This window comes from Oceanibaculum sp. (assembly GCF_022449305.1).
GTDB lineage: Bacteria > Pseudomonadota > Alphaproteobacteria > Oceanibaculales > Oceanibaculaceae > Oceanibaculum > Oceanibaculum indicum.
Window position 1 is genome coordinate 16045 of record NZ_JAKUSO010000003.1, and the last position, 25183, is coordinate 41227.

General features: G+C 65.6%; 22 protein-coding genes and 1 tRNA gene. 16 read left to right on the forward strand and 7 right to left on the reverse strand.

Going from position 1 to position 25183, the window contains the following annotated elements:
* Window positions 1-16: 16 nt before the first annotated feature.
* Window positions 17-565, forward strand: a complete 549-nt coding sequence (moaB, locus tag MK313_RS01585) for a molybdenum cofactor biosynthesis protein B (protein WP_416054100.1) — start codon at window positions 17-19, stop codon at window positions 563-565.
* A gap of 1 nt (window position 566) precedes the next feature.
* Here moaB and MK313_RS01590 read toward each other — a convergent pair whose 3' ends face one another.
* Both MK313_RS01590 and MK313_RS01595 read right to left on the reverse strand, forming a co-directional pair.
* Window positions 567-1175, reverse strand: a complete 609-nt coding sequence (locus MK313_RS01590) for a TIGR04282 family arsenosugar biosynthesis glycosyltransferase (protein WP_287779868.1) — start codon at window positions 1173-1175, stop codon at window positions 567-569.
* Window positions 1172-1870: a TIGR04283 family arsenosugar biosynthesis glycosyltransferase gene (locus MK313_RS01595; RefSeq protein ID WP_287779869.1), complete on the reverse strand. Its 699-nt coding sequence runs from the start codon at window positions 1868-1870 to the stop codon at window positions 1172-1174. The genes MK313_RS01590 and MK313_RS01595 overlap by 4 nt, the downstream gene beginning before the upstream one ends.
* 33 nt (window positions 1871-1903) lie before the next feature.
* Here MK313_RS01595 and MK313_RS01600 point away from each other — a divergent pair, with 33 nt between their 5' ends.
* From MK313_RS01600 to MK313_RS01620, 5 genes are all read left to right on the forward strand, one after another.
* Window positions 1904-3043: an aminoglycoside phosphotransferase family protein gene (locus MK313_RS01600; RefSeq protein ID WP_287779870.1), complete on the forward strand. Its 1140-nt coding sequence runs from the start codon at window positions 1904-1906 to the stop codon at window positions 3041-3043.
* 9 nt (window positions 3044-3052) lie between these two features.
* Complete coding sequence (locus MK313_RS01605; protein WP_287779871.1) at window positions 3053-3238, forward strand: DUF4169 family protein; 186 nt, start codon at window positions 3053-3055, stop codon at window positions 3236-3238.
* Window positions 3239-3289: 51 nt separating this feature from the next.
* Complete coding sequence (locus MK313_RS01610; RefSeq protein ID WP_287779872.1) at window positions 3290-4381, forward strand: PA0069 family radical SAM protein; 1092 nt, start codon at window positions 3290-3292, stop codon at window positions 4379-4381.
* 67 nt (window positions 4382-4448) lie between these two features.
* On the forward strand, window positions 4449-5069 hold the full coding sequence (locus MK313_RS01615) for a ribonuclease HII (protein ID WP_287779873.1): 621 nt from the start codon (window positions 4449-4451) through the stop codon (window positions 5067-5069).
* 75 nt (window positions 5070-5144) lie between these two features.
* Entirely contained in the window at window positions 5145-6251 is a 1107-nt protein-coding gene (locus MK313_RS01620; RefSeq protein ID WP_287779874.1) for a site-specific DNA-methyltransferase, read from the forward strand.
* A 1-nt stretch (window position 6252) separates the two neighbouring features.
* On the opposite strand, the gene MK313_RS01625 is transcribed toward MK313_RS01620, so the two are convergent.
* From MK313_RS01625 to MK313_RS01640, 4 genes are all read right to left on the reverse strand, one after another.
* Entirely contained in the window at window positions 6253-7542 is a 1290-nt protein-coding gene (locus MK313_RS01625; RefSeq protein WP_287779875.1) for an MFS transporter, read from the reverse strand.
* Between the two features lie 10 nt (window positions 7543-7552).
* Window positions 7553-12412 (reverse strand): NAD-glutamate dehydrogenase, encoded by a 4860-nt coding sequence (locus MK313_RS01630; protein ID WP_287779876.1) that lies wholly within the window; start codon window positions 12410-12412, stop codon window positions 7553-7555.
* 178 nt (window positions 12413-12590) lie between these two features.
* Window positions 12591-13673, reverse strand: coding sequence for a porin (locus MK313_RS01635; RefSeq protein ID WP_287779877.1), 1083 nt, complete (start codon window positions 13671-13673; stop codon window positions 12591-12593).
* Between the two features lie 352 nt (window positions 13674-14025).
* Window positions 14026-14100: transfer RNA gene (locus tag MK313_RS01640), tRNA-Gly, on the reverse strand.
* Between the two features lie 165 nt (window positions 14101-14265).
* On the opposite strand from MK313_RS01640, the gene MK313_RS01645 reads away from it, so the two are divergent.
* The 5 genes from MK313_RS01645 to MK313_RS01665 all read left to right on the forward strand — a co-directional run bounded on the left by MK313_RS01645 (window position 14266) and on the right by MK313_RS01665 (window position 17241).
* Window positions 14266-14820 (forward strand): prolyl-tRNA synthetase associated domain-containing protein, encoded by a 555-nt coding sequence (locus MK313_RS01645; protein ID WP_008943268.1) that lies wholly within the window; start codon window positions 14266-14268, stop codon window positions 14818-14820.
* 167 nt (window positions 14821-14987) lie between these two features.
* The gene (trxA, locus tag MK313_RS01650; RefSeq protein ID WP_287779878.1) at window positions 14988-15929 is read left to right on the forward strand and encodes a thioredoxin; all 942 of its coding nucleotides are present in this window, start codon (window positions 14988-14990) and stop codon (window positions 15927-15929) included.
* A complete protein-coding gene (locus MK313_RS01655; RefSeq protein WP_287779879.1) occupies window positions 15926-16603 on the forward strand; it encodes an LON peptidase substrate-binding domain-containing protein in 678 nt (225 codons plus the stop codon). Before trxA ends, MK313_RS01655 begins: the two co-directional genes overlap by 4 nt.
* 21 nt (window positions 16604-16624) lie before the next feature.
* On the forward strand, window positions 16625-16858 hold the full coding sequence (locus MK313_RS01660; protein ID WP_287779880.1) for a Trm112 family protein: 234 nt from the start codon (window positions 16625-16627) through the stop codon (window positions 16856-16858).
* On the forward strand, window positions 16855-17241 hold the full coding sequence (locus MK313_RS01665; protein ID WP_008943272.1) for a gamma-butyrobetaine hydroxylase-like domain-containing protein: 387 nt from the start codon (window positions 16855-16857) through the stop codon (window positions 17239-17241). Before MK313_RS01660 ends, MK313_RS01665 begins: the two co-directional genes overlap by 4 nt.
* 6 nt (window positions 17242-17247) lie before the next feature.
* On the opposite strand, the gene MK313_RS01670 is transcribed toward MK313_RS01665, so the two are convergent.
* Window positions 17248-18453: a UbiH/UbiF/VisC/COQ6 family ubiquinone biosynthesis hydroxylase gene (locus MK313_RS01670; RefSeq protein ID WP_287779881.1), complete on the reverse strand. Its 1206-nt coding sequence runs from the start codon at window positions 18451-18453 to the stop codon at window positions 17248-17250.
* A gap of 316 nt (window positions 18454-18769) precedes the next feature.
* On the opposite strand from MK313_RS01670, the gene MK313_RS01675 reads away from it, so the two are divergent.
* The 5 genes from MK313_RS01675 (at window position 18770) to MK313_RS01695 (ending at window position 25165) form a co-directional block, all read left to right on the forward strand.
* The gene (locus tag MK313_RS01675; RefSeq protein WP_008943274.1) at window positions 18770-19108 is read left to right on the forward strand and encodes a P-II family nitrogen regulator; all 339 of its coding nucleotides are present in this window, start codon (window positions 18770-18772) and stop codon (window positions 19106-19108) included.
* A gap of 16 nt (window positions 19109-19124) precedes the next feature.
* Complete coding sequence (gene amt, locus MK313_RS01680; protein ID WP_008943275.1) at window positions 19125-20492, forward strand: ammonium transporter; 1368 nt, start codon at window positions 19125-19127, stop codon at window positions 20490-20492.
* A 242-nt stretch (window positions 20493-20734) separates the two neighbouring features.
* Window positions 20735-21925, forward strand: coding sequence for an aminotransferase class I/II-fold pyridoxal phosphate-dependent enzyme (locus tag MK313_RS01685; RefSeq protein ID WP_287779882.1), 1191 nt, complete (start codon window positions 20735-20737; stop codon window positions 21923-21925).
* A gap of 18 nt (window positions 21926-21943) precedes the next feature.
* Window positions 21944-24397 (forward strand): FtsK/SpoIIIE family DNA translocase, encoded by a 2454-nt coding sequence (locus MK313_RS01690; RefSeq protein ID WP_287779883.1) that lies wholly within the window; start codon window positions 21944-21946, stop codon window positions 24395-24397.
* A 207-nt stretch (window positions 24398-24604) separates the two neighbouring features.
* Window positions 24605-25165, forward strand: a complete 561-nt coding sequence (locus MK313_RS01695) for a LolA family protein (RefSeq protein WP_008943278.1) — start codon at window positions 24605-24607, stop codon at window positions 25163-25165.
* Window positions 25166-25183: the final 18 nt, after the last annotated feature.

The following is a 25183-nucleotide window of genomic DNA, read 5'->3' on the forward strand; positions in this document are numbered from 1 at the left end:
ATCATGGTTGCCGATCATGGCGATTGACGAGCGTATTTCCTTCGTTGCGATCAACATCGCCGTTTTGACGGTGTCCGATACGCGTGGACTGGCGGAGGATCGCTCCGGCGACACGCTGGTTCAGCGCATCGAGGCTGCGGGCCACAAGGTGGCTGCCCGCGATATCGTGAAGGACGAGATTGCGGATATCGTCGCCCAGCTAAAGCGCTGGATTGACGATCCGGCAGTGGATTGCGTGATTTCCACCGGCGGGACCGGTGTGACCGGGCGCGATGTGACGCCGGAGGCCTTCGCCCAGGTCTTCGAAAAAGAAATACCCGGCTTCGGCGAGCTGTTCCGCTGGCAGAGCTACCAGAAGATCGGCAGCTCCACCATCCAGTCGCGCGCCGTCGCCGGAGTGGCCAAGGGGACCTACCTGTTTGCCCTGCCTGGCTCTACCGGGGCGGTGAAGGATGCCTGGGACGGAATCCTGCAGCAGCAGCTCGATATCCGCCATCAGCCCTGCAATTTCGTCGAGCTGATGCCGCGCCTGCGCGAGCATGAAGGCTGGGGCCGCAAATCCTGAGCTAGCGGGCCTTTCTCTGGCGTTCCCGCCAGCGCGCAATGTCGGCGCCGGTGTCGATATCCTCCAGCTCTGCGGCAAGCCCGACGGAAAGCCCGCCCATGGCGCTAATTGTATCGGCCAGCGCGTGCGGGCCGGACCAGCGGACCCTTGTGAGATCAAGGCGCTGGGGTTGCGCGTCCCGCCTCAGGCCGATCAGCCAGTAGCCGCCATCGCCCGCCGGGCCCAGCACCGCATCATGCCGTTGCAGCAGGCGGAAGCCATCGGCGATATGGCGGCAGGATATCTCCGGAATGTCGCTGCCGATCAGCAATGTCGGGTCCATCGGCATCCTGTCGAAGGCCCGCAGCATGCGTGTCCCCAGATCGCCCTGCCCTTGCGGTAATACCCGCCAACCAAGCGGCCAGCGGTGGCGGCGCACGGCGGCATCCGGCGTGACGGCCAGCCAGCAGCGCCAGCGCGGGTCCCGGCCCAGTCGGCGCAGCAGGCCGGACAGCTGGGCGCGGTAGAAGCGCCAGGCTGCGACGCGGCCGATATCGCGGGCCAGCCGGCTCTTCACCCGGCCGATTCGAGGTTGTTTGGCGAAGACAATCAGATTTCGCCGCGCCCTCACCGGTAGAACCTCGCAATCCGTTCGGGCGAGACACCGAGAAAGTAGGCGCCGAGGCAAATCCAGTTGCGGACTACCCGTCGCATCGTGCCGTTATAGCGGTAGCGCTCTGCCGAGGTGAGGGCAGTTACATCGGGCAGCTGTTGCAGATTGCGGCGGCCGATTCGGCGGACAAGCGCCACATCCTCCATCAGCGGCAGCGCCGGGTACTCCCCGATTGTGCGATAGTAGTCCCGGTGGATCAGCAGCGCCTGGTCGCCATAGGGCAGGCCGAACAGCCGGCTGCGCAGATTGGCCGCTGCCGCGATCAGCCGGTGGGCCGGCCGGTCATCGTCGAAGCCGAGGCGGCAATAGGCAGCGCGATAGCGATTTGCCGGCTCGGCGGCCAAGCGGGCGAAGGCACCCGGCCAGTCGCCGGCGAGAATCGTATCGGCGTGCAGAAACAGCAGCCAGTCGCCATTCGCCGCCTGCCCGCCTGCGCGAAGCTGAGTGCCCCGCCCTCGTTCTGCATCGACCTGCCTTGCCCCGGCCTGCCTGGCCAACGCCGCTGTGGCGTCACCGGACCCGCCATCCACGATGATGATCTCGTGCGTCAATCCCGTCCGTTCTGCCGGCCGCAGGGCTGCCAGGCAGGACGGCAGAGTGTCCGCTGCGTTCAGCGTCGGTATCACGATGGACAGGATCGGCTTTTCGGTCACGTTCTGGCGAGCGCTCGTTGCGGGAGATTGCGTGTGCCTCGTTCCTACCATAGACCGGAGGGTGAGGCTGTTAACGATGTGGTGAGGGAAGCGATGGGGCGTCTGGTCGATCTGCCAGCACTGCATCGGGCGCTGGTGCGCCTGCCGGGCTATGAGGATGTGCCCTTGTCCGCTCTGGCTCCCCTGCCCGAGAAGGGGCTGGCCCATGATCATGTGCGGATCGGCGGGAAGGGCGCGCTGCTGCGGGTGCCAAGGCAGAGCCAGTTCGGTTTCTCCGCGCGGGACAATCTGGCCTACCAGAAGGCTTGCTTCGAACGGTGCCAGCCCAGCGGTCATACCCCGGCACTGCTGGGCATTCTGGAGTCGTCACGGGATCTCCCGATGGGGGCTCTTCTGGTGGAGCGCATCGATGGCGTAGTGCTCTCCCTGCCGGATGATATGGCCGGTATTGCCGCCTGCCTCGCTGCCATTCACACCCTGCCCGTGCCGCCACCGGGGGGGAGCGCGCCGCTGCAGGAGCACCGGGAGGCCGTGGCTGGCGCACTGGCCATCGTCGGGCGCCAGGTACAGGGGCTGGGCGTGGCGGGTCTCGACAGGGAGGCGCAGGCGCAGATCGAGGCGGAACTGGCCTGGGCGCGGGGATTCGCGGCCGAGGCGGCCTCCCGGCCGCAGCCGCTGGCACTGGTGCTGAGTGACACCCACCCCGGCAATTACCTTCGCGAAGCATCGGGCCGGGTGGTCTGCGTCGATCTGGAAAAAGTGGTCTATGGCGCGCCGGCCATAGACCTCGCCCATGCCAGCCTGCACACATCCACCACCTGGGATATGGAAGCCGCCGCCAGCCTGCCGCGCGCCGCAATCGAAGCGTTCTACGCCGCCTATCTCGGCCTGCTGCAAGCTCCGAGCCGCGCGGCGCTGATGCCCTGGCTGCTGCCGTTGCGGCGGCTGACCTGGCTGCGCTCCGTCACCTGGTGCGTGCATTACCGGGTTGAATCGGCGAAGGCACGGCAGCGCGACAAGCATCTGGCGGCAGCGACCGAGGACTGGTCCAGCAAGGATGTCGATGCCGCGCTCACCGCTCATGTCGAAGGCCGCGTGGCGGATTATCTCGACCCCGCCACCATTGCCGCCATCCGCGCCGAATGGCTTGGCCCGGACCGGCTTTCCTTCTAGGATTCCCGTATGGGAGAGATCATCAATCTGCGGCAGGCCCGCAAGGAGCGCGACCGGCGCGAGAAGGAACGGAAGGCGGCGGAGAACCGCGCAGCCTTTGGCCGCACCAAGGCGGAGAAGCGCGGCACCGAAGCCGGGAAGAAGCTGGAAGACAGCAGGCTGGATGGCCACAAGCGCGATCCTGGGGAAGACTGATCTCGATTCTTGTTCTTGATTTGTTCCGTTTTCACGATCATGTTTTCAGGCATGGTCGAGGAAGCCCCCATTCTGGCCCGGAAGGGCCGTGGCGCCATCCGCAACGAGAGTGGCCGCTACGAGAAATTCACCCGTATCGCCGTCTCTGACGGCTGGGACCGCGTACCTGAGGATGAGTTCCCCGACGAGAACCGGCCGCGCACGGAGATCCGCACCGACAGCAGCCGCAGCATCGTCAGTCATAATGACTCGCCGGATATCCCCTTCAGCAGCTCGATCAACCCCTATAAGGGCTGCGAACATGGCTGCATCTACTGCTTCGCGCGGCCGACCCATGCCTATCTGGGCCTGTCGCCGGGGCTGGATTTCGAGACCAAGATCTTCGCCAAGCCGGATGCAGCATCGCTGCTCGACAAGACGTTCCGGGGCCGGAATTACAAACCCACCGTCATCGCCATGGGGGCGAATACCGACCCCTATCAGCCGGCGGAGCGGTCCTTGCGGATCACCCGCGCCGTGCTGGAGGTGCTGGAACGGTTCGGCCATCCGGTCGGCATCGTCACCAAATCGGCGCTGGTGACGCGCGACATCGATATTCTGGCGCGGCTGGCGAAACGCCGGCTGGTCGCCGTCAGCCTGTCGGTCACCACGCTGGACCGTGACCTCGCCCGGGTGATGGAGCCGCGCGCCTCTACCCCGCCGCTGCGGCTGGAGGCGATCCGCAAGCTGAGCGAGGCCGGCATCCCGACTGGGGTGATGGCGGCGCCGATGATCCCTGCACTCAACGATCACGAGCTGGAGGCGATCCTGCAGGCGGCGGCGGAGGCCGGCGCCAAATCCGCCGGCTATGTGCTGCTGCGTCTGCCGCTGGAGATCAAGGATTTGTTCGCCGACTGGCTGGAGGCGCACCGGCCCGACCGTGCCAGGCATGTGCTGTCGCTGGTGCGCGACACGCGTGGCGGGGCTCTCTATACGGCGGAATTCGGCAAGCGCATGCGCGGCGACGGCCCCTATGCCCAGCTGATTGCCCAGCGTTTCCGCGCCGCCGTAGCCCGGCTGGAGCTGAACCGCGACCGTTGGGCGCTGGACCTCAGCCAGTTCAAGGTGCCGCCGCCCGAGACCGGGCAACTCAGCCTGTTCTGATTGTCCGGGCCTTTGCCCTAGCCGCTGCTTTCGCTATGCTGGACATATCGTAACGAAGGCGGAATCAATGCCCGATCTGACGCTCGAACAGGCGCATGGCGGCCTTGTCGCCGGCATTGACGAGGCCGGGCGCGGCCCCTGGGCCGGGCCGGTGGTGGCCGCGGCGGTGATCTTCGATACCGCGCGCCTGCCGGTGGAACTGCTGTCCCTGATCGACGATTCCAAGAAGCTGAAGAAGGAACGGCGCGAGGCGCTGCTGCCGATGATCCGCGCCTGTGCCTGGATCGGTGTCGGGGCGGCCAGCGCCGCAGAGATCGACCGGCTGAACATCCTGCAGGCAACCTATCTTGCCATGCGCCGTGCGGTAGGCCGGCTGCCGGTACCGCTCGACCTTGCGCTGGTCGATGGCAACAGGCTGCCGCCCCTGCCCTGCCCGGCGCGCGCGCTGGTCGGCGGCGACGGGCTGTCGCTCTCCATCGCGGCGGCCTCCATCGTCGCCAAGGTGACGCGGGACCGGGCGATGGCGCGGCTGGATGCGCGCTATGGCCCCTATGGCTGGGCCAGCAATGCCGGCTATGGCACGGCGGCGCACCAGGCGGCGCTGCGCGACCTCGGCCCGACCCGGCACCACCGGCATTCCTTCCGCCCGATTCAGGCGCTTCTGCAGCAGCCCGAAGGAATCGGTTGAGGAGTCGTTTGTAGACTCCTGACTCTGAACCCTTTTTTGCTTGACGGCGAGTCGGGCCCGACTCACATTGGCCGGATGGTGCCTGACAAGACCCTCCCGCTCGACCAGATTTTGCTGGGCGACTGTATCGAGACGATGAACCGCCTGCCCGCGCGGTCGGTCGATCTCGTCTTTGCCGATCCGCCCTACAATCTGCAGCTGGGCGGCGACTTGCTGCGACCGAACAACAGCCGGGTCGATGGGGTGGATGATGACTGGGACCGGTTCGAGGATTTCTCGGCCTATGACGAGTTCACGCACGGCTGGCTGAAGGCGGCGCGGCGCATCCTGAAGGATGATGGCGCGCTCTGGGTCATCGGCAGTTATCACAATATCTTCCGGGTGGGCTCGATCCTGCAGGATCTGGGCTTCTGGATCATGAATGACGTGATCTGGCGCAAGACCAACCCGATGCCGAATTTCCGCGGCCGGCGCTTCACCAACGCGCATGAGACGCTGATCTGGTGCACCAAGGGCAAGGACCAGAAGAGCTACAGCTTCAATTACGACGCGCTGAAGAGCCTGAACGACGACCAGCAGATGCGCAGCGACTGGCTGCTGCCGCTGTGCACCGGGCCGGAGCGGCTGAAGGATGCGGAGGGCCGCAAGCTACATCCGACGCAGAAGCCGGAGGCCCTGCTCTACCGCGTGCTGATGGCAACCACCCAGCCGGGCGGCGTGGTGCTGGACCCGTTCTTCGGAAGCGGCACCACCGGCGCCGTCGCCCGCGCGCTGGGCCGGCACTATATCGGGCTGGAGCGCGACCCCGCTTATGCGGCGGCAGCCGAGGCGCGGATCGCCAAGGTTGCCCCGATGCGCGAACCCGATATCGTCGCTATCCGCTCCAAGCGCAGCGAGCCGCGTGTGCCGTTTGGCGCCATTGTGGAGCGCGGCATGCTGCGGCCGGGCGAGGTGCTGTTCGACGAGCGCAAGCGCTGGTCGGCGAAGATCCGCGCCGACGGCACGCTGATCGCCCCCAGCCGCGATGGCGGCATCCAGGGCTCCATCCACTCCGTGGGGGCCGCGGTCCAGGGCGCGCCGGCCTGCAATGGCTGGACCTTCTGGCATTGCACGCGCGATGGCATGGCGCTGCCCATCGACATCTTCCGCCAGCAGGTTCGCGCCGAACTGGCGGCCGGCTAGGCTAGTCCCGCCGCGCCGGCGGTTCCTTCAGCGGTAGCAGGATCAGCAGCCCCACGACAAAGAAGGCCAGGATGGTCGCCATGCCGGCGCGCTGGCTGTCGAAGGCGAAGGTCGCCCAGCCCAGCAGCATCGGTCCCGCCCAGGCGGTTGCCTTACCGGACAGGGCGAACAGGCCGAACATCTCCGCCTCCTTTCCCACCGGCGCCAGCCGCGCCATCAGGCTGCGCCCGGCAGCCTGCGCAGGCCCGACGAACAGGCCCAGCGTCAGCGCCAGAATCCAGAACCACAGCACGCTCTCGACCAGCAGCACGGCAAAGCCGAAGCCGATCAGGAAGACCAGGGTGATCAGGATGGTACGCTTCGGGCCGATCCAGTCATCCACCCAGGCGAAGAGGAAAGCCCCCAGCCCGGCGGTCACATTCATGGCGATGCCGAACTGGATGATTTCGGCGAAGCTCATGCCGAAAGTGCCGGCGGCATAGATGCCGCCAAAGGCGAACAGGGTCACCAGCCCATCGGTGTAGAACATGCGCGCCAGCAGGAAGCGCACGACCGTGCCGTACTGGCGGATATCGCGCAGCAGCCGGCGCAACTCTGCCAGCCCCTCGTGCGCCGCCTGCGCCATCGGCACCCCCGTGCGCGGCCGATCCGGCGTCCACAGGAAGAACGGCACCATGAAGACGAGGTACCATAAGGCGACCAGCAGCGCGGTGGCGCGCACCGGCTCGGCCTGCTCGGGGTCGAGGCCGAAGGGCGGCGGATCGGCCTGCACCAGCGCAAACAGCGCCACGACGAGGCACAGCAGCCCGCCACCATAGCCGGCAGCCCAGCCCCAGCCGGAAAGCCGTCCGGTGCGTCCGTTGCCGGCAAGGTCCGGCAGCATCGCATTGTAGAAGATGCCGGCATATTCGTAGCCCAGCGCCGCAATGGCGACCAGCAGCAGGGCGCGCGGGATATGGTCGCTGGTAGGCTCCACGAACCACAGCGCGGCGCTGGCCGCGATGCAGACCAGGCTGAACCAGAAAATCCAGGGCTTGCGGGCGCCGGCGCGGTCGGCGATGGCGCCCAGCACCGGCCCGGTCAGGGCGACGGCCAGCCCGGCCAGTCCGGTCGCCTGCCCCCACAGGAAGGTGCCCTGTTCCGGCGTCTCGGCGACGGCGCGGGTGAAATAGGCGGCGAAGACGAAGGTGGTGATAACCGTCGGGTAGCTGTTGTTCGCCCAGTCGAACAGGCACCAGGAGAAGACCGCCCGGCGGTCCGGCCGCCGGACGGGGGATGCGGTTTCGCTCATCCCCGGCGCGTCAGGCGGGTAGCAGCGCGCGCAGCTGCGCGTTCGCCACTGTCAGCATGGCGAGATCGACGCCGCCCGGCGTGTTGCGGAAGTCGGCCAGCAACTGGGCCGCCTTGTCCGCCGCTGCACGGTTTTCGGAGACCCAGCTTTCGATCTTGCCCTCTCCTTTGCCCTTAGCGGCTTTCCCGGTGGTGGCCAGCACGCTCTGGGTCAGCAGGGCCTGGTGGCTGTAGAGATCGCCGACAGCGCTGTCCACGGCGATCTTCTGCCAGTGATTGTCCAGCGTCAGCCCGTCGGCGGCATTGCGCAGCCAGTCGAGGCCAAAGCGGGTGCCGACGGCGAAATAGATGCGCGCGACATCGACAATGTCGGTCTTGCCGCCGGCCATTTCGGCGATCTTCACGATGTCCGGGGCGCTCAGCAGATAGTCGATGGCGACGATCTCGGAGGCCAGGGACGCCGAGACGCCGTGTTTTTGCAGTTCGGCCTTACGCAGTTTCAGACTGCCCATATCGGCTTCCGGTATCACCGTGTCGAGCGCCTTGCACAGCGTGGCGATGCCCGGGCCGAAACGGCCGATCTCGGCGGAGATGTCGAGCGGCCGGGTGGCGTTCGCCAGGAACCACAATGTGGCCCGCTCGACCAGCCTTCCATATTCCAGCAGCATCCCGACCTGCACATCCGCCGGGGCCTTGCCGTCCAGCGCCTCGATCTCGGCCCAGCGGTCGCGCAGGCTGAACGCCTCGCGGCTGATCGTATAGGCCCGCGCGATATCGACAGCGGACTGGCCGGTCTTCTCACGGATCGAATCGACAAAGGCGCTGCCGACCCGGTTCACCATGGAATTGGTGGTGACGGTGGTGACGATCTCCCGGCGCAGCCGGTGCCCGGTGATATAGTCCTTGAACGGCACGCGCAGCCGTTCCGGGAAATAGCGCTGTAGATCCTCGACCAGCAGCGGGTCGTCCGGCAAGTCGGAGGCCAGAAGATCGTTGTACAGCGCGATCTTGGAATAGGAGAGCAGAATCGCCAGTTCCGGCCGGGTCAGACCCGCATTGGCCGAAGCGCGGTCGGCGATGGTGTCGTCGTCGGGCAGGAATTCGATGGCCCGGTCCAGCTTGCCGGCGCGCTCCAGATGCCGCATCAGTCTGGCGTGCAGATCCAGCAGCTCGCCGCCGCGCGCCTCCTCCATGCTGATGGCCTGGGTCTGCAGGTAATTGTGCCGCAGCACATGCTCGCCCACATCGTCGGTCATCTGCTCCAGCAGCTTGTTGCGCTGCTTTTCGGTCATGTCGCCGGCCTGCACAACGCCGCCCAGCAGCACCTTGATATTGACCTCATGGTCGGAGCAATCGACACCGGCTGAATTGTCGATGAAGTCGGTGTTCAGCCGCCCGCCGGACAGGGCATATTCGATGCGCCCGCGCTGCGTCATGCCGAGATTGGCGCCCTCGCCCACCACCCGGGCGCGGATATCGTGTCCGTTGATGCGGATCGCGTCGTTGGCCCGGTCGCCAGCATCGGCATGGCTTTCGCTGCGCGCCTTCACATAGCTGCCGATGCCGCCGAACCACAGCAGATCGATCTCGGCCTTCAGGATCGCCGTCATCAGCGCGGTGGGGGTCAGCGTCTCCTCCGCGATGCCCAGCGCCTTGCGCGCCTCGGGCGATAGCTTCAGCGACTTCGCCTTGCGGTCGAATATCGCCCCGCCCTTCGACAGAACCTTGGTGTCGTAATCCGCCCAGCTGGAGCGCGGCAGATCGAACAGCCGCTTGCGTTCGGCAAAGCTGGTGGCCGGGTCGGGGTCCGGATCGATGAAGATGTGCAGATGGTTGAAGGCGGCGATCAGCCTTATATGCCTAGAGAGCAACATGCCGTTGCCGAACACGTCGCCCGACATGTCGCCGACACCGGCCACGGTGAAATTCTCGCTCTGAATATCATGGCCCAGCTCGCGGAAATGCCGTTTCACCCCTTCCCAGGCGCCGCGCGCGGTGATGCCCATCTTCTTATGGTCATAGCCGGCGGAACCACCCGAGGCGAAGGCATCGCCCAGCCAGAAGCCATAGTCGATGGAGACCGAGTTGGCGATGTCGGAGAAGGTGGCCGTGCCCTTGTCGGCGGCGACGACAAGGTAGGGATCATCCTCGTCATGCCGGACCACATCCGGCGGCGGTACGATGTCGGCGCCCGACACATTGTCGGTGATGTCTAGCATGCCGCACATGAACAGCTTGTAGCAGGTGATGACCTCTTCCATCAGCGCCTCGCGGCCGCCCTCGGCGGGCGGACGCTTCACCACGAAGCCGCCCTTTGAGCCGACCGGCACGATGACGGCGTTCTTCACCATCTGCGCCTTCATCAACCCCAGCACCTCGGTGCGGAAATCCTCCTTGCGGTCGGACCAGCGGATACCGCCGCGCGCCACCTTGCCACCGCGCAGATGCACCGCCTCGACACGCGGCGAATAGACCCAGATCTCGACCATCGGCCGGGGCAGCGGCAGCTCGTCGATGCGCTGGCTGTTCAGCTTGAAGGAGATATAGGGCTTGGGGCGCCCGTCCGGGCCTTTCTGGAAGGCGTTGGTGCGCAGGGTCGCCTGCACCAGATTCACGAAACGCCGCAGGATGCGGTCCTCGTCCAGGCTGGAAACCGCGTCCAGCGCATGTTCGATCTCGACCAGGATACCGCCCTCGCGGACATCGGCGTCCTTGCGGTTTGTCGGATCGAACCGGGCGGTGAACAGCGCTACCACCAGCCGCGCGATGTCGGCGTATTTCGCCAGCGTCTGCTCGATATAGTCCTGGCTGAAGGTAAAGCCGGTCTGGCGCAGATATTTCGCATAGGCGCGGATGATCGCCGCCTCGCGCGCGCTCAAGCCCCCGCGCAGCACCAACCGGTTGAAGGCATCATCCTCGGTCTCGCCGTCCCAGACAGCGGCGAAGGCATCCTGGAACTTCTGCTTGGCGCGGGCCAGGTCGATGGGCCCTGCATCGGCAGCATGCAGGCTGAAATCATGCACCCAGACGGAGGCGCCGAGGCCGGCCGGCTCGACCTCGAACGGCACCTCGCTGATGGCCCGCAGCCCCATATTCTCCAGCATCGGCAGGATGTCGGACAGCGGCACCGGCTGGCCCATCCGGTAGACCTTGAAATGCACCTCATGTTCCGCCGCCCCGATGGGCCGGTAGAGATTCATGACGAGCGGGCGGTTGGCGCTGAGCGCCTCAATCCGGTCGATGTCGAGCAGCGCGGACTGGGCGTTGAAATATTCCGTGTAGCTGACCGGGAAGGCGCGCCCGTAGGTCTTGAACAGCGCCATGCCGCGCTCTTCGCCCTTCGCCTCGATCAGCGCCTCGGACAGCCGGTCGGTCCAGGAGCGCCCGGCCTCGACGATGCGCGCCTCCAGCTCCTTCACATCATAGGGCGGGATCTCGCCCCGGGTCGTTTTGATAATGTAATGAACACGGGCCAGCACGGAATCGGAGAGCTGCGTGTAGAAGGCGGCGAGCGTGCCGTTGAAGCTCTTCTCCAGCAGCGCCTGGATCTTCAGCCTGAGGTCGGTGTTGAAATTGTCGCGCGGCACATAGACCAGGCAGGAGATGTGGCGCTCGAACGCGTCACGCCGGACGAACAGCGCGGTGCGCTGGCGTTCCTGCAGATGCAGGATGCCCAGCGCCATCTCGAACAGCTCGTCATCGTTGATCTGGAACAGCTCGTCGCGCGGGAAGGTCTCCAGGATATTGACCATCGCCTTGCCGTCATGGCTGGCTGGCGGGAACCCGGCGCGCGTCAGGATGCGGGCGACCTTCAGGCGCAGCAGCGGAATGCTGGTCGGCGACTGGTTATAGGCGACCGAGGTGAACAGGCCGACAAAACGCCGCTCCCCGATCACCGTGCCGGCATCGTCGAACCGCTTCACGGCGATCGAATCCATGTGCACGGGGCGGTGCACGGTGGCCAGCCGGTTGGTCTTCACCACATCCAGGATGGTGGGGGTCAGCAGATAGTCGCGCACATCGTCGGGCAGCTGGCCCAGTTCGCGCATGCCATCGAACACCTGCACCTCGGGATCGCGCAGAATGCCGAGGCCGGTGCCCGGCACGACCTCGCGCTTGGCCTGCTTGCCGCGGCCGGTATAGGCATATTCGCGGTATCCCAGGAAGGTGAAGTGATCCGCCTCCATCCAGCGCAGGAAGGCGCAGGCTTCTGCCAGCTCATCGGCGGCCAGATTGGCCGGCGGCGCCTTCTCGATGCTTTCGACTTCTCCCAGTACGGCGGCGCGCATCTTGCACCAGTCCTCGACCGCGGCGCGGACGTCCGACAGCACCTGGCCAAGCCGTTCCTGAATATGTTCGAGGGCCGCGAGGTCCGACTGCTCGGAGGCCTCGATGTGCATGATCGATTCCAGCTGCCCGTCTTTTGCCTCGGCCTCCGGCGGCAACAGCTCGATCAGCTTGCCCGTCTGGTCGCGGCGCACGCGGGCAATCGGATGGATGACGAGATGCACGGTCATGCCATGCCGGGCCAGTTCCGCCGTGACCGAATCGACGAGGAACGGCATGTCGTCATTCACGATCTCGATGGCGCTGTGCAGCGAATGCCAGCCATGGGCCTCGAAGGTGGGTGAAAAGGCGCGGACTTTCGGCGTGTTGGCGGGGCGCTGCGCGACGAAGCTCCAGGTCGAGAGGGCGGCGCCCAGCAAATCCTCGGTCTCGCGTTCCAGAATGTCGTCGGGGGGGACATGCCCATAGAACAGGCGGACGAACGGCTCCAGCGCCCGGCAATGATCCGGCGTCAGGCGCTGCCGGGCCAGATCGATAACGGCGTCGATCGCCTCCTGCTTACGGGTTTCGAGCTTGCCGAGCATGACCTTCTCCCCTTTAGCCCTGGATCACAGAGATGGCCCAGTGCGGTTTCAGGCCCTGCGCAATCCTTAGCCAGAAGCTAGCGCAATCCGTGGGCACAAAGAAGGGGCAGGGTAGAAAACGGAAACGGCCGGCGCTTCGCAGCGCCGGCCATTCCCTCCGCATGTAGGGGGATGCGGATCAGAAAGTGAGGAAAGTCCCGAAATAAACAGCAAAGGCCTTGTCGTCGGCGCCGCTTGCCGGGGCGGGGTCGAAGTCGCCCAGGATCACGCCGCTGGCGAGCTTGATGCCATCATTGACGGTGTAGGAGGCGGCAATGTCGAACAGCTTCGCCTCGGCGTTGCTGCCCTCATTCTCGCCGTTGAAGTAGGTCAGGCCGAAGCCCCAGGGGCCGGTTTCGTAGATGACGCCCAGATCCCAGGCCTTGCTGTCATTGTCGCCGGACAGGCCGTTGTTGAACTTGGCGTAGGAGCCGCCGACAGTGAAGCCGGCAAAGCCGACATTGGCGCCGAAGGAATAGCCCTTGAAGTCGTCGAAAGTGCCAGCACCATCGTTTCCGCCCAAGCTGGCGAACTCGTAGCCCGCCGACAGGCCAAGCTCCACCGCGCCAATTTCGCGGGTGTAGGCGGCCGCCAGGCTGACCCAGTCCTCCTGCTCGCCGATCCCGCCCTTGGGCAGAACGCCGAAGCCCTGGGTATTGCCGTCGGTGTTGGTGGTGTCCGGCACATAGGAGAAGCCGAGCTGGAAGCCGCTGAACTGCGGCGTGAAGTAGGTGATCTTGTTGGCATCGTTGGTCTGCACCAGATAGGTCGAGGTCGGCGCGCCGTTATTCTCGTAGGGTGCGAAGTCCGGCGTATTGATGCCGATGCCGACATAGGGCGCCTGATAATGCATCAGATAGGCAGCTGTCTCCTTGGAGCCGAGCTGCACCTTGCCGAAGCCACCCTCGAAATACATGAAGACTTCGTCGGTCGGACCGTTGGTCGAACCGGTATTCACGATTTCCAGATTGGCCAGGAAGCCGACGGTCAGGCCGTTGTCCAGCTTGGTTTCGCCATTGAACTGGACCTCGCCCTCGTGACGGAAGGCGACCTTCTTGAAGTCGGTCCCGCTGCCATCCTGGTCGGAATAGGTCACCACGTTATTGTAATAGCCGTTCACCGACAGCTTGATCGGATCGGATGCCAGGGCCGGCTGTGCCACTGCCCCCATCGTCACCCCCACCGCGACCAGCGCGGTGCTGCCCAATAGCATTTGCTTCATTTGCTATGCCCCTTGCTTCGTTACCCCTGTTCCCTGACCCGCAGGCCCGGTCTGTCGGGCAGGCCATCGGGTTTGACGCGTTGTGCGTCGTCTTATTTTAGCAATATACAGGCCAGTTCTTGTTTTCGACAAGTAGCCGGGAAAACAAGGGGTTTCGATTACAGAAAGGGGCCGATGGCTATTTGTGAAGCGGCGAAAAGTGCAAGAAATCGGCAAGTGGCGAAAAAACAGGCAATTGGATTTAGCGTGGTGGTGCCGGGTTTGACAGGGCCGTTTGTGGGGCAGGGCGAAACCGGGCATGAAAAAAGGCCGCTGGATCAGCGGCCTTTTCGTAGCGCTTTCGCGCCTGAACTGGAGCGGGCGATGAGATTCGAACTCACGACCCCAACCTTGGCAAGGTTGTGCTCTACCCCTGAGCTACGCCCGCATTGGGTACGCCCAAGCCGTCAGGCCGTGGCGAGGCCGCGATAATACCCATTGCGATTTCCTTTGCAAGCGGTGAATCGCGGAAAAATTTCAAACCCTCTCCAAGGCCGGTTTTGCCGGTCTTTCCGGTTGAGTTTCCGCCGTGTCAGCCGGTAGGCTGCCGGCCATGACCGAGCGATCTCAAGATGATAGGGCCCAGGATGACCGGCCCCAAAATGAGCAGCCCCTGCCGACGACCGCGGACGCGCTGCTGGCACGGCTGCAGGCGATGGGTGTCACCTATGTCGAACACCGGCATCCGCCGCTCTTCACGGTGGAGGATTCCAAACAGCTGCGCGGCGAACTGCCAGGCGGGCATTGCAAGAACCTGTTCCTGAAGGACAGGAAGGGCCAGTACTGGCTTGTCGTGGCGCTGGAGGACCGGCCGATCGACCTGAAGACGCTGGACAAGAAGATTGGCGCCGCGCGGCTGTCCTTCGGCAGCGCCGACCGGCTGTGGGAGGTGCTGGGCGTGCGTCCCGGCGCGGTGACGCCCTTCTCGCTCATCAACGATACGGCGCGTCAGGTGAAGCTGGTGCTCGACAAGGGCATGCTGGCGCACGACCCGCTTAACTATCATCCGCTGGTGAATGACCGGACCATCGCTGTCAGCCCGGAAGGGCTGCTGGCCTTCCTGCGCCAGACCGGCCACGATCCGATGATCCTCGATCTCCAGGAATAGCCGTCATGACCTGAGTGCGGGCCAGTCGCGCTGGGCTGTCGCGCGGGCTTGTATCCGGCGGATATTGCCGCCACATTTGCTGCACTCTGGAATCCGGCGGTTTGAAGCTCCCGAGGGGGTGTCTGTCCGCCACCACCACGGCAACACGAAATAAACGGTGAATACCGATGGATTTTCTGATCGGCGGCGGCGCCAAGCCCGCATCCGGCGGCACGAACAGCCCTTATATCAAGGATGCCACGACCGCGAGCTTCATGGCCGATGTCGTCGAGGCCTCGCAGCAGCAGCCGGTGATCGTCGATTTCTGGGCGCCGTGGTGCGGCCCCTGCCGTCAGCTTGGCCCGGCGCTGGAGAAGGCGGTGGCGGAGGCCAAGGGCGCGGTGCGCATGGTGAAGATCAATGTGGACGAGAATCAGGAGGTTGCCGCGCAGCTGCGGGTGCAGTCGATCCCGACCGTCTATGCCTTCTTCCAGGGCCGTCCGGTCGATGCGTTTCAGGGCGCGCTGCCGGAAAGCCAGGTGAAGGAGTTCGTGAAGCGCCTTGCCGCTGTCGCCGGCGGGGCTGGCGGCGATGAGGCCGAGGCAGTGCAGGCGGCGCTCGATCAGGCGGCCGAGCTGCTGGCCACCGGCGATTTCCAGAACGCAGCAGCATTCTATTCGCGCATCCTGCAGCATGATCCCGAAAGCCTGGCGGCGATTGCCGGCCTGCTGCGCGCTCTGATCGGCGCCGGCCAGATCGAGGAGGCAAAAGCGCTGCTGGCCGATCTGCCGGACGAAGTGACAAAGAGCGCCGAAGTGGAAAGCGCGCGGCAGGCGCTGGAGCTGGCCGAGGAAGCGGCTGCCGCCGCGGGCGAGCTGGCCCAGCTGCAGGCGCTGCTGGAGCGCAATCCGGCCGACCATGACAGCCGCTTCAAGCTGGCAATGGCGCACTATGCCACTGGCGACAAGGAGGCCGCCGCCGGGGCGCTGCTGGAGATCATCCGCCGTAACCGTTCCTGGAATGAGGACGCCGCGCGCACCCAGCTGCTGAAGTTTTTCGAGGCCTGGGGGCCGAAAGATGAGGTCACGCTCTCGTCGCGACGGGCCTTGTCCTCCATATTGTTTTCATGAGTGCATCAGTATTCGACCCGAGCTTCGACCAACTGCCGCAGACCCTGTCGGTTTTCCCGCTGCCGGGCGTGCTGCTGCTGCCGCGCGGTCGCCTGCCGCTGAACATCTTCGAGCCGCGCTATCTGGCGATGACCCGCGACGCGCTGGCGGGTGACCGGCTGATTGGTATGGTCCAGCCCAAGCCCGCCGCCGCAGGACAGTATGGTGGCGATGCCGGCTCGGCGGAAATCTACCCTGTCGGCTGCGCCGGGCGCCTGACGGCCTTCGCCGAGACCGACGATGGCCGCTATCTCATCACCCTGACCGGCCTGTGCCGGTTCCATGTGACGCAGGAATTGCAGACCATTCAGGGCTATCGCCGCGTGCAGGTCGACTGGAACGGCTATGAAGGCGATCTTGAGGCGTCAGACTGTTGCGGCCTGAAGCGCGAGAATTTCGAATCGGCGCTGGCGCATTATTTCCGCCTCTATGGCATCCAGGCCGACTGGGCGACCATCAAGGAGGCGCCGGACGAGCGGCTGATCACCTCGCTGGCGATGATCTGCCCCTTCGCACCGACCGAGAAGCAGGCGCTGCTGGAGGCGCCGACGCTGGCGGACCGGGCGCGCGTGATGCAGACTCTGATCGAGATGGCCGTCGCCGAGCGCGGCAGCGGCGACACCGCCCGGCATTGAAGCCGGTACTGACATAAGAGGGTGCAGGTGACGGAACAGGAAACCGGCCAGGATAAGGCCACAGGAAGCGTCGATCCGAAATTGCTGGAAATTCTGGTCTGCCCGCTGACCAAGGGGCCGCTGCGCTATGACGCGGAACGGCAGGAGCTGATCAGCGATCAGGCCCGGCTCGCCTATCCGATCCGCGATGGCATCCCGATCATGCTGGTCGATGAGGCACGGCAGCTCGATGACAGCGAGCTGAAACGCCGATGAGCGAGGAATTCGACACGCCGCACTGGCCGGTCGAGGTCAAGCTGAAGAAGGCGGAGAAGCTGCTGGAAATCAGCTATGACAATGGCCGCACCTTTCGCCTGCCGGCGGAATATCTGCGCGTCGAGAGCCCCTCGGCCGAGGTGCAGGGCCATGGCGCGGGCCAGAAGAAGATCGTCCATGGCCGGGCCCATGTCGGCATCATGGGGGTCGAGCCGGTCGGCAACTACGCGATCCGCATCAAGTTCGACGATCTGCACGACAGCGGCATCTTTTCCTGGCGCTATCTGTACGAACTGGGCGACCGCCAGGAAGAACTCTGGGCGAAATACCTGTCAGAACTGGAGGAACGCGGCCTATCGCGCGAGCCGAAGCGCCGCGCCTGAGCGGCCTTAGCCGCCGATCGTCCCCATCGCGTGGCGCATGAACAGCCGCTTCAGCGGCGGCACCTGGTTGACCGCCGCCAGGCCAAGCCGGCGGGCCAGCCGGACCGGGGCGATGTCGTTGGAGAACAGCCGGTTCAGCCCGTCCGTCGCGGCCACCAGCGTCATCGTATCGACGCGCCGGCTTCGCTCGTAATCGGCCAGCAGCGCCGCCGAGCCGAGATCGAGGCCCAGCCCGTGCGCCTCGGCCAGCAAATCGACGAGTGCTTCGACATCGCGCAGGCCGAGATTGAGGCCCTGCCCGGCAATCGGATGGATGCCATGGGCGGAATCGCCGACGAGCGCCAGCCGGCGGTCGGTCATGCGTTCCGCCAGCAGCAGCGACAGGAGGTAGGCCCAGCGCCGGCCCAGCAGCGTCAGCTGGCCGCAATAATCGCCAAAGCGCCGGTTCATCTCGGCGCTGAAGGCCTCGTCGCTCAGCCCCATCATGTGCGGCACCAGATCGTCACGCTCGGTCCAGACGATGGAGGCCCGGTGCGGATGGCCCGCAATGCCGCTCATCGGCAGCAGCGCGAAGGGACCCGCCGGCAGGAAGCGCTCATGCGCGATATTGCGATGGGGGCGCTCCAGCGATACCGAACAGACAATGCCGGTCTGGCCATAGCTCCAGCGCGTGACCTTGATGCCGGCCTCCTCGCGCAGGCGGGAGCCCCGGCCATCGGCGGCAATCGCCAGGCGGGCCGTGACAATCCGCCCGTCCGTCAGCTCCGCGGTGACGCCGTCAGGCCCGCGCTCCAGCCGTGCCACGCTGCACGGCGCCAGCAGGGTGAGGTCCGGCACCTCGGGCAGCCCGTCGAACAGGGCGCGGCGGGTAACGGTGTTCTCGACGATCCAACCCATCGGCTCGTCGCCGACTTCGCGGTGGTCGTAATGCAGGAACAGGCGGGAGTCGCCGTCCGAGACGCGGATGTCGAGAATGGGGCCGGCCTCCGGCTCGATGCGCGACCACAGCCCGATCCGATCCAGCAACTGCTTGGAGCCCAGCGCGATGGCCGACCCACGCCCGTCATAGGCGGCATCGGTCTGGATTTCCGCAGGCTCGCGGTCCACCGCCACGCTGCTTATGCCCTTCAGCGCCAGCGCACGGCCCAGCGTCAACCCGACCAGGCCGCCGCCGACGATCAGTATGTCGGTATCGAGTCGCTGTGCACCCATGCCCGATGCTCTTTCGATGCTTTCCGGTTCCTGCCCATCGACAGGATCGAAAAGGACTCTGGTCCGGGACCTTCATCCTGTCCAGTGGCGCGATGCCGCAGCGTGCGGCTAAATTTTGGTCACGCCCGGCTGATATTGTCTAAAAAATAGGCATAAAATGAAGCTTTTCTGACGGCCTTCTGAGCAAAGCGCCGCGAGTCGCCCAGATTCGCTGGCATCCGCCCGGACTCTCATAAACGGCATGCTTCTTGAGTTACCGCTCCCAGACCCGCGTCTGCGGGCTGTTGTTACACCGGAAGGAAGGGGAGCGGGCGACATGAAGCTGATTATGGCGATCATTAAGCCCTTCAAGCTCGACGAAGTGCGCGAAGCGCTGACCGAGCTGGGCATCCAGGGCCTCACAGTGAGTGAAGTGAAGGGCTTTGGCCGTCAGAAGGGACAGACCGAAATCTACCGCGGCGCCGAATATGCCGTGAATTTCCTGCCGAAGGTGAAGATCGAGTTGGTGGTTTCCGACGATCTCGCCGAATCCGTCGTCGAATCGATCCAGAAGGCGGCCAATACCGGCCGGATCGGCGATGGCAAGATTTTCGTGCTGGACGTGGCGCGGGCGATCCGCATCCGCACCGGCGAAACCGACGCGGACGCGCTCTAGGGATTGCGAGGAGGCAATGATGATGGGGTTCAACAAGCTCGCTGCAAAGCTGAGCAAGGGGGCCGGGCTGGCGGCCCTGGTCGCCATTCCGGTGGCGCTGACGGCAACACCCGCCGCCGCCGAGGTTTCGGCGGAAACGGCATTCGTCTTCAACACGTTTTCGTTCCTGATCTGCGGCGCGCTGGTCATGTGGATGGCCGCCGGCTTCGCGATGCTGGAATCGGGGCTGGTGCGGTCCAAGAACACGGCCGCGATCTGCCTTAAGAACATCACGCTCTATGCCATCGCCGGCATCATGTACTACCTGATCGGCTACAGCCTGATGTACACCGATGTCAGTGGCTGGATCGGTTCCTTCTCGCTGTTCTACAATACCTCCGAGGCGGAACTGGCCCTGCTGGGTGCCGACGAGGCGACGGCTGAGCAGATCGCCGCCGTGGTCGACAATGGCTATTCGGTCATGTCCGACTGGTTCTTCCAGATGGTGTTCGTCGCCACCGCGGCCTCGATCGTCTCGGGCACGCTGGCGGAGCGCATCAAGTTCTGGCCGTTCATCATCTTCACCACCGTGCTGACCGGCATCCTGTACCCGATCCAGGGGTCCTGGACCTGGGGCGGCGGCTGGCTGAGCGAGATGGGCTTCAGCGACTTCGCCGGCTCCACCATCGTGCATTCGGTGGGCGGCTGGGCGGCCCTGACCGGCGCCATCATCCTCGGCGCGCGCAAGGGCAAGTACACCGCTGACGGCCGGGTCAGCCCGCTGCCGGGCGCCAACCTGCCGCTGGCCACGCTGGGCACCTTCGTGCTGTGGCTGGGCTGGTTCGGCTTCAACGGCGGCTCGCAGCTGGCGCTGGGCTCGGCGCTGGATGCCTCGGCCATGGCCATCGTGTTCTCCAACACCAACCTCGCGGCCTGCGGCGGCGTGGTTGCGGCCTGCCTGCTGACGCAGATCCTGTATGGCAAGATCGACCTCACCATGGCGCTGAACGGTGCCATTGGCGGCCTGGTCTCGATCACCGCCGGCCCTGACCTGACGCATCACTTCCTGTCGATCATCATCGGCGCCATCGGCGGCATCCTCGTCGTCGTCACCGTGCCGCTGCTCGACAAGCTGAAGATCGACGACGTTGTCGGCGCGATCCCGGCCCACCTGGTGTGCGGCATCTGGGGCACGCTGGCGGTCGGCATCTTCGGTGGCGGCAGCCTGGTCACCCAGGTGATCGGCATCGTCGGCATCGGCGTGTTCATGGTCGTTACCAGCGCCATCCTCTGGCTGGTGCTGAAGGTCACCATGGGCATCCGGGTCAGCGAGGAAGAAGAGGCACTCGGCCTCGACAAGGCGGAGCTGGGCCTCGAAGCCTATCCGGAGTTCGGCCGGGGCTAAGGCCCGGTCAAGCCGAGAAGAAACTGGCCCGGACGGTTTGCCGTCCGGGCTTTTTCTTGGGTCGAGCCAGAAGCTAACATCAGGACTCAACGAACCGGCTTAGCCTTCTGTATTGTCTTTATTTTTTTCGCCGGTATAGTGCCCATGGAGGGATTGCCAGAACGGCGACCCCTTTTTGCCGTTTTATCAGGCAGTTTCAGTTTGGCACCGCATTACTGGGCACCGCGATGATCAATGACCGGTTGGACGCTCTCGCCGATTATCCGTTCCGCAAGCTGAGCGCGCTGCTCGACCCGATCAAGCCGGTCAGCAACGACGCGCCGCTGCTGCTGTCGGTCGGCGAGCCGCAGAACCAGCCGCCCGCCTTCATCAACGAGGTGATCCAGGAGAATGGCCACCTCTGGAACAAGTATCCGCCAGCACTGGGCACGCCGGCTTATCGCCAGGCCGTCGCCGACTGGCTGACCGCGCGCTACAAGCTGCCGGCGGGCTTCGTCGACCCCGACCGCAATGTCGTGCCGGTGCCGGGCTCGCGGGAGCCGCTGTTCATGCTGGCGCTGGTGACGATCCCGGCGGCCAAGGGTGGTGGCAAGCCGGTGGTGCTGGTGCCCAGCCCCTCCTATCACGTCTATCGCGGGGCAGCGCTGGCCGCCAATGCGGAGACGGTCTATCTGCCGGCGACCGCGGCCACCAACTTCCTGCCCGACCCGGAGAGCGTGTCCAGGGAGGTGCTCGAGCGCACGGCGCTGTGTTACCTGTGCACACCGTCCAACCCGCAGGGCACGGTGGGTGACGTCGCCTATCTGAAAAGCTGGATCAAGCTGGCGCGCGAGCATGATTTCGTGCTGGCGGTCGATGAGTGCTATGCGGAAATCTATGATGCGCTGCCGCCGGCCGGCGCGCTGGAGGCTTGCGCCGCGCTGGGCGACGGGCCGAACGGCACGCCGATGGACAATGTCGTGGTCTTCCATTCGCTGTCCAAGCGCTCCTCGGCGCCGGGCCTGCGCGCCGGGTTCATCGCCGGCGATGCCAAGGTGATGGCGCGCTATGGCGAGCTGATCGGCTATGCCTGCACGCCGATGCCGCTGCCGATCGTGGCCGCCGCCACGGCGCTGTGGCGCGACGAGGACCATGTCCGCGAGAATCAGGCGATGTACCGCCGCAACTTCGACATCGCGACCCGGCTGCTCGACGGCAAGGCGGGCTATTTCCGGCCGCAGGCGGGGTTCTTCCTGTGGCTTGATGTCGGCGATGGCGAGGCGGTCTGCGCGCGGCTGTGGAAGGAGGCGGCGATCCGCAGCCTGCCCGGCGGCTATATGGCGGTGCCGGACGCGAACGGGGTGAACCCAGGCGCGCCCTACCTGCGCATCGCGATGGTCTATGACAATGACACGATGGAGGATGCGCTCGGCCGTCTGGCGCGCGCGCTCTGATCCATCCCGGAGGGGCCGATGGCGACAACAAGCAACGCGACGACCCGCACCGCGCTTTTCCCGCCCGGTTTCGCGGCCTTTCTGAAGCGCCGCGCGCGTGAGGCCGCTGGCCTGGCGCTGATCGTGCTTGCCGTGGCCCTGGTGCTGGCGATGGCCAGTTACCATCCGCAGGACCCGTCGCTGAATACCGCCAATACCGGCCCCATTCGCAACTGGCTGGGCTATCCCGGCGCGCTGGCTGGCGATCTGCTGCTGCAGACACTGGGCCTGTCGGGCGGTCTGCTGGCGCTGGTGATCGCGGCCTGGGGCTATCGCATTCTGGCCCGGCTGGGCGTGGCGCGTGTGGTGCTGCGTGTGGCGCTGCTGCCGCTCGGGCTGCTGCTGGCGGCCATGGCGCTGGCCGTGGTGACGCCGCCGGCCGGCTGGCCGCTGGTCAGCGGTCTGGGCGGGTTTACCGGCACGCTGCTGCTGGCCAAGGCGGGCGGGCTGCTGCCGCTGCTGGGCGCTTCGGTGGAGCTGGCGCTGGTCGGCCTCGCGGCCGGGCTGCTGTCGGCCCTGCTGCTGCTCTATACGCTGGGCTTCTCGCTGCGCGAATGGTGGGCGCTGATGCGCCGCAGCGCGCGCATGGCCTGGGCCGGCGGGGCGCTGACCTATCGCGGGGCTGCCGCTAGCGGGCGCCTCGGCGGCCGTCTGGGTGGGGCCGCAGCCAAGGCGGGCTATGACCTGGCGCGCAAGGGCCTGCGGCAGGAGCCTTCCCTGAAGGGCAATGCGCTGTCACGGGACCGCGCCGCTGCGCGAGGGGGCGGGGATGAGGACGAGGCGGAGGACATGCCGCGCGCAGCCCGAAGCCCGCGCCTTGAGATGCCGCGTGAGCCGGCCGCCGCCACGCCGAAGGAAGCGCGGCTGGAGAAGCGCAGCCCGGCCAAGAGTGCCTCGAAGCAGAAGAGCCTCGACCTTGCCCCCAGCGGCGATTTCGAGCTGCCTGAAATGGAACTGCTGACACCGGCCCCCGCGCGCCGCAGCGGCCCGCAGCCGGAAGGGCTAGAGGCCAATGCCCGGCTGCTGGAAACCGTGCTGTCGGATTTCGGCGTGAAGGGCGAGATCGTGAAGATCAGGCCCGGCCCGGTGGTCACGCTGTATGAGCTGGAGCCCGCACCCGGCACCAAATCCTCGCGCGTCATCGGCCTGTCCGACGATATCGCCCGCTCGATGAGCGCGGTGTCGGTACGTGTCGCCGTGGTGCCCGGCCGCAGCGTCATCGGCATCGAGCTGCCCAACCAGAACCGTGAGACGGTGTTCCTGCGCGAGACCTTCGAATCAGATGCCTATGAGCGCAGCGCCGCCAAGCTGCCGCTGGCGCTGGGCCACGATATCGGCGGCGTTCCGGTCATTGCCGACCTGGCCCGCATGCCGCATCTGCTGGTTGCCGGTACCACCGGCTCCGGCAAGTCGGTGGCGGTGAACGCGATGATCCTGTCGCTGCTTTACAAGCTGCCGCCGGAGCGCTGCCGCTTCATCATGATTGACCCGAAGATGCTGGAACTGTCGATCTATGACGGCATCCCGCATCTGCTGGCGCCGGTCGTCACCGACCCGTCCAAGGCGGTGGTGGCGCTGAAATGGACGGTGCGGGAGATGGAGAACCGTTACCGCGCCATGTCCAAGCTCGGCGTGCGTAACATCGATGGCTACAACCTCCGCCTTGCCGAGGCACGCAAGAAGGGCGAGGTGCTGAAGCGCCGCGTGCAGACCGGTTTCGATGCCGATACCGGCAAGCCGGTGTTCGAGGACGAGACACTGGATCTGGAGCCGCTGCCCTACATCGTGGTGGTGGTGGACGAGATGGCGGACCTGATGCTGGTCGCCGGCAAGGATATCGAGGCGGCGATCCAGCGCCTGGCGCAGATGGCGCGCGCGGCGGGCATCCACATCATCATGGCGACGCAGCGCCCGTCGGTCGATGTCATCACCGGCACGATCAAGGCGAACTTCCCGACCCGGATCAGCTTCCAGGTCACCTCCAAGATCGACAGCCGCACCATCCTGGGCGAGGGCGGGGCGGAAACCCTGCTCGGCCAGGGCGACATGCTCTACATGGCCGGCGGCGGCCGTCTGACCCGCGTGCATGGGCCGTTCGTCAGCGATGGCGAGGTCGAGGATGTGGTGCGCCATCTGAAGGCGCAGGGCGTGCCCGACTATGTCGAGTCGGTCACCGAGGATGACGATCTGGGCGGCGACATTGCCGGCCTGTCGGGCGGCGATAGCGATGGCGAGCGTGACGACCTGTTCGACCGCGCGGTCGAGCTGGTGGCGCGCGAGGGCAAATGCTCGACCAGCTTCATCCAGCGCTATCTGCAGATCGGCTATAACCGGGCCGCCCGCATCGTCGAACGCATGGAGGCGGAGGGCATGGTTTCCAAGGCCAACCATGTCGGCAAGCGCGAGGTTCTGCTGCGCGACCCCGACGAGTAAGCTGTGACACCTTTGCGGCGGAATCGGCCCATCCGGGGCAATTTAGCGGCACGTCTTGCGTGCTTCATTACCGCAACCCATTTGGGTGTCATGCGATACTTCCCCCTACTCGCATCGCTGGTCGCCGGTCTCGTCGCCTTCTCCGCTCCCCCCTCCAATGGATGGGCGGCGGGGCCGGTGGACTCAGCCTCGACGAAGCCTCAGTCCGTGGCGGCCAGCCTCACCGCCGCGGATCGCGAGACGATCGAGCGGCTGGAAACTTATCTGAACAATATCAAGACGATGCAGGCGGATTTCCAGCAGATCGCCTCGACCGGACAGAGCGCCCGGGGGATCTTCTATCTATCCCGGCCCGGAAAGCTGCGCGTGCAGTACACCGAGCCGGAGCCCGCCTTCCTGCTCGCGAACCAGACCCTGCTGGTCTATGTCGATGAAAAGCTGGGCCAGGAAAGCTATGTCCCGACCGGCTCCACCCCGGTTTCCTTCCTGCTGGCCGACACCATCCGCCTCGATGGCGATGTCCGCATCGAGCGCGTGCAGGCGAAGGACAATGTGATCCGCGTGGCGCTGGTGCAGCGCGATGACCCTGACGCCGGCTCGCTGTCGCTGGTGTTCACCGACCTGCCGCTGGAGCTGCGGCAGTGGACCGTGACCGACGCGCAGGGGGTGAAGACCACCATCGCGTTGAACAATACGAGCTATGGCCGCAAGCTGGACCCGGATCTGTTCGAGCACAGGCAGAAGCCGGTGCAGTCGCCGCGCAACTGATCCAGCTTCGATACGATA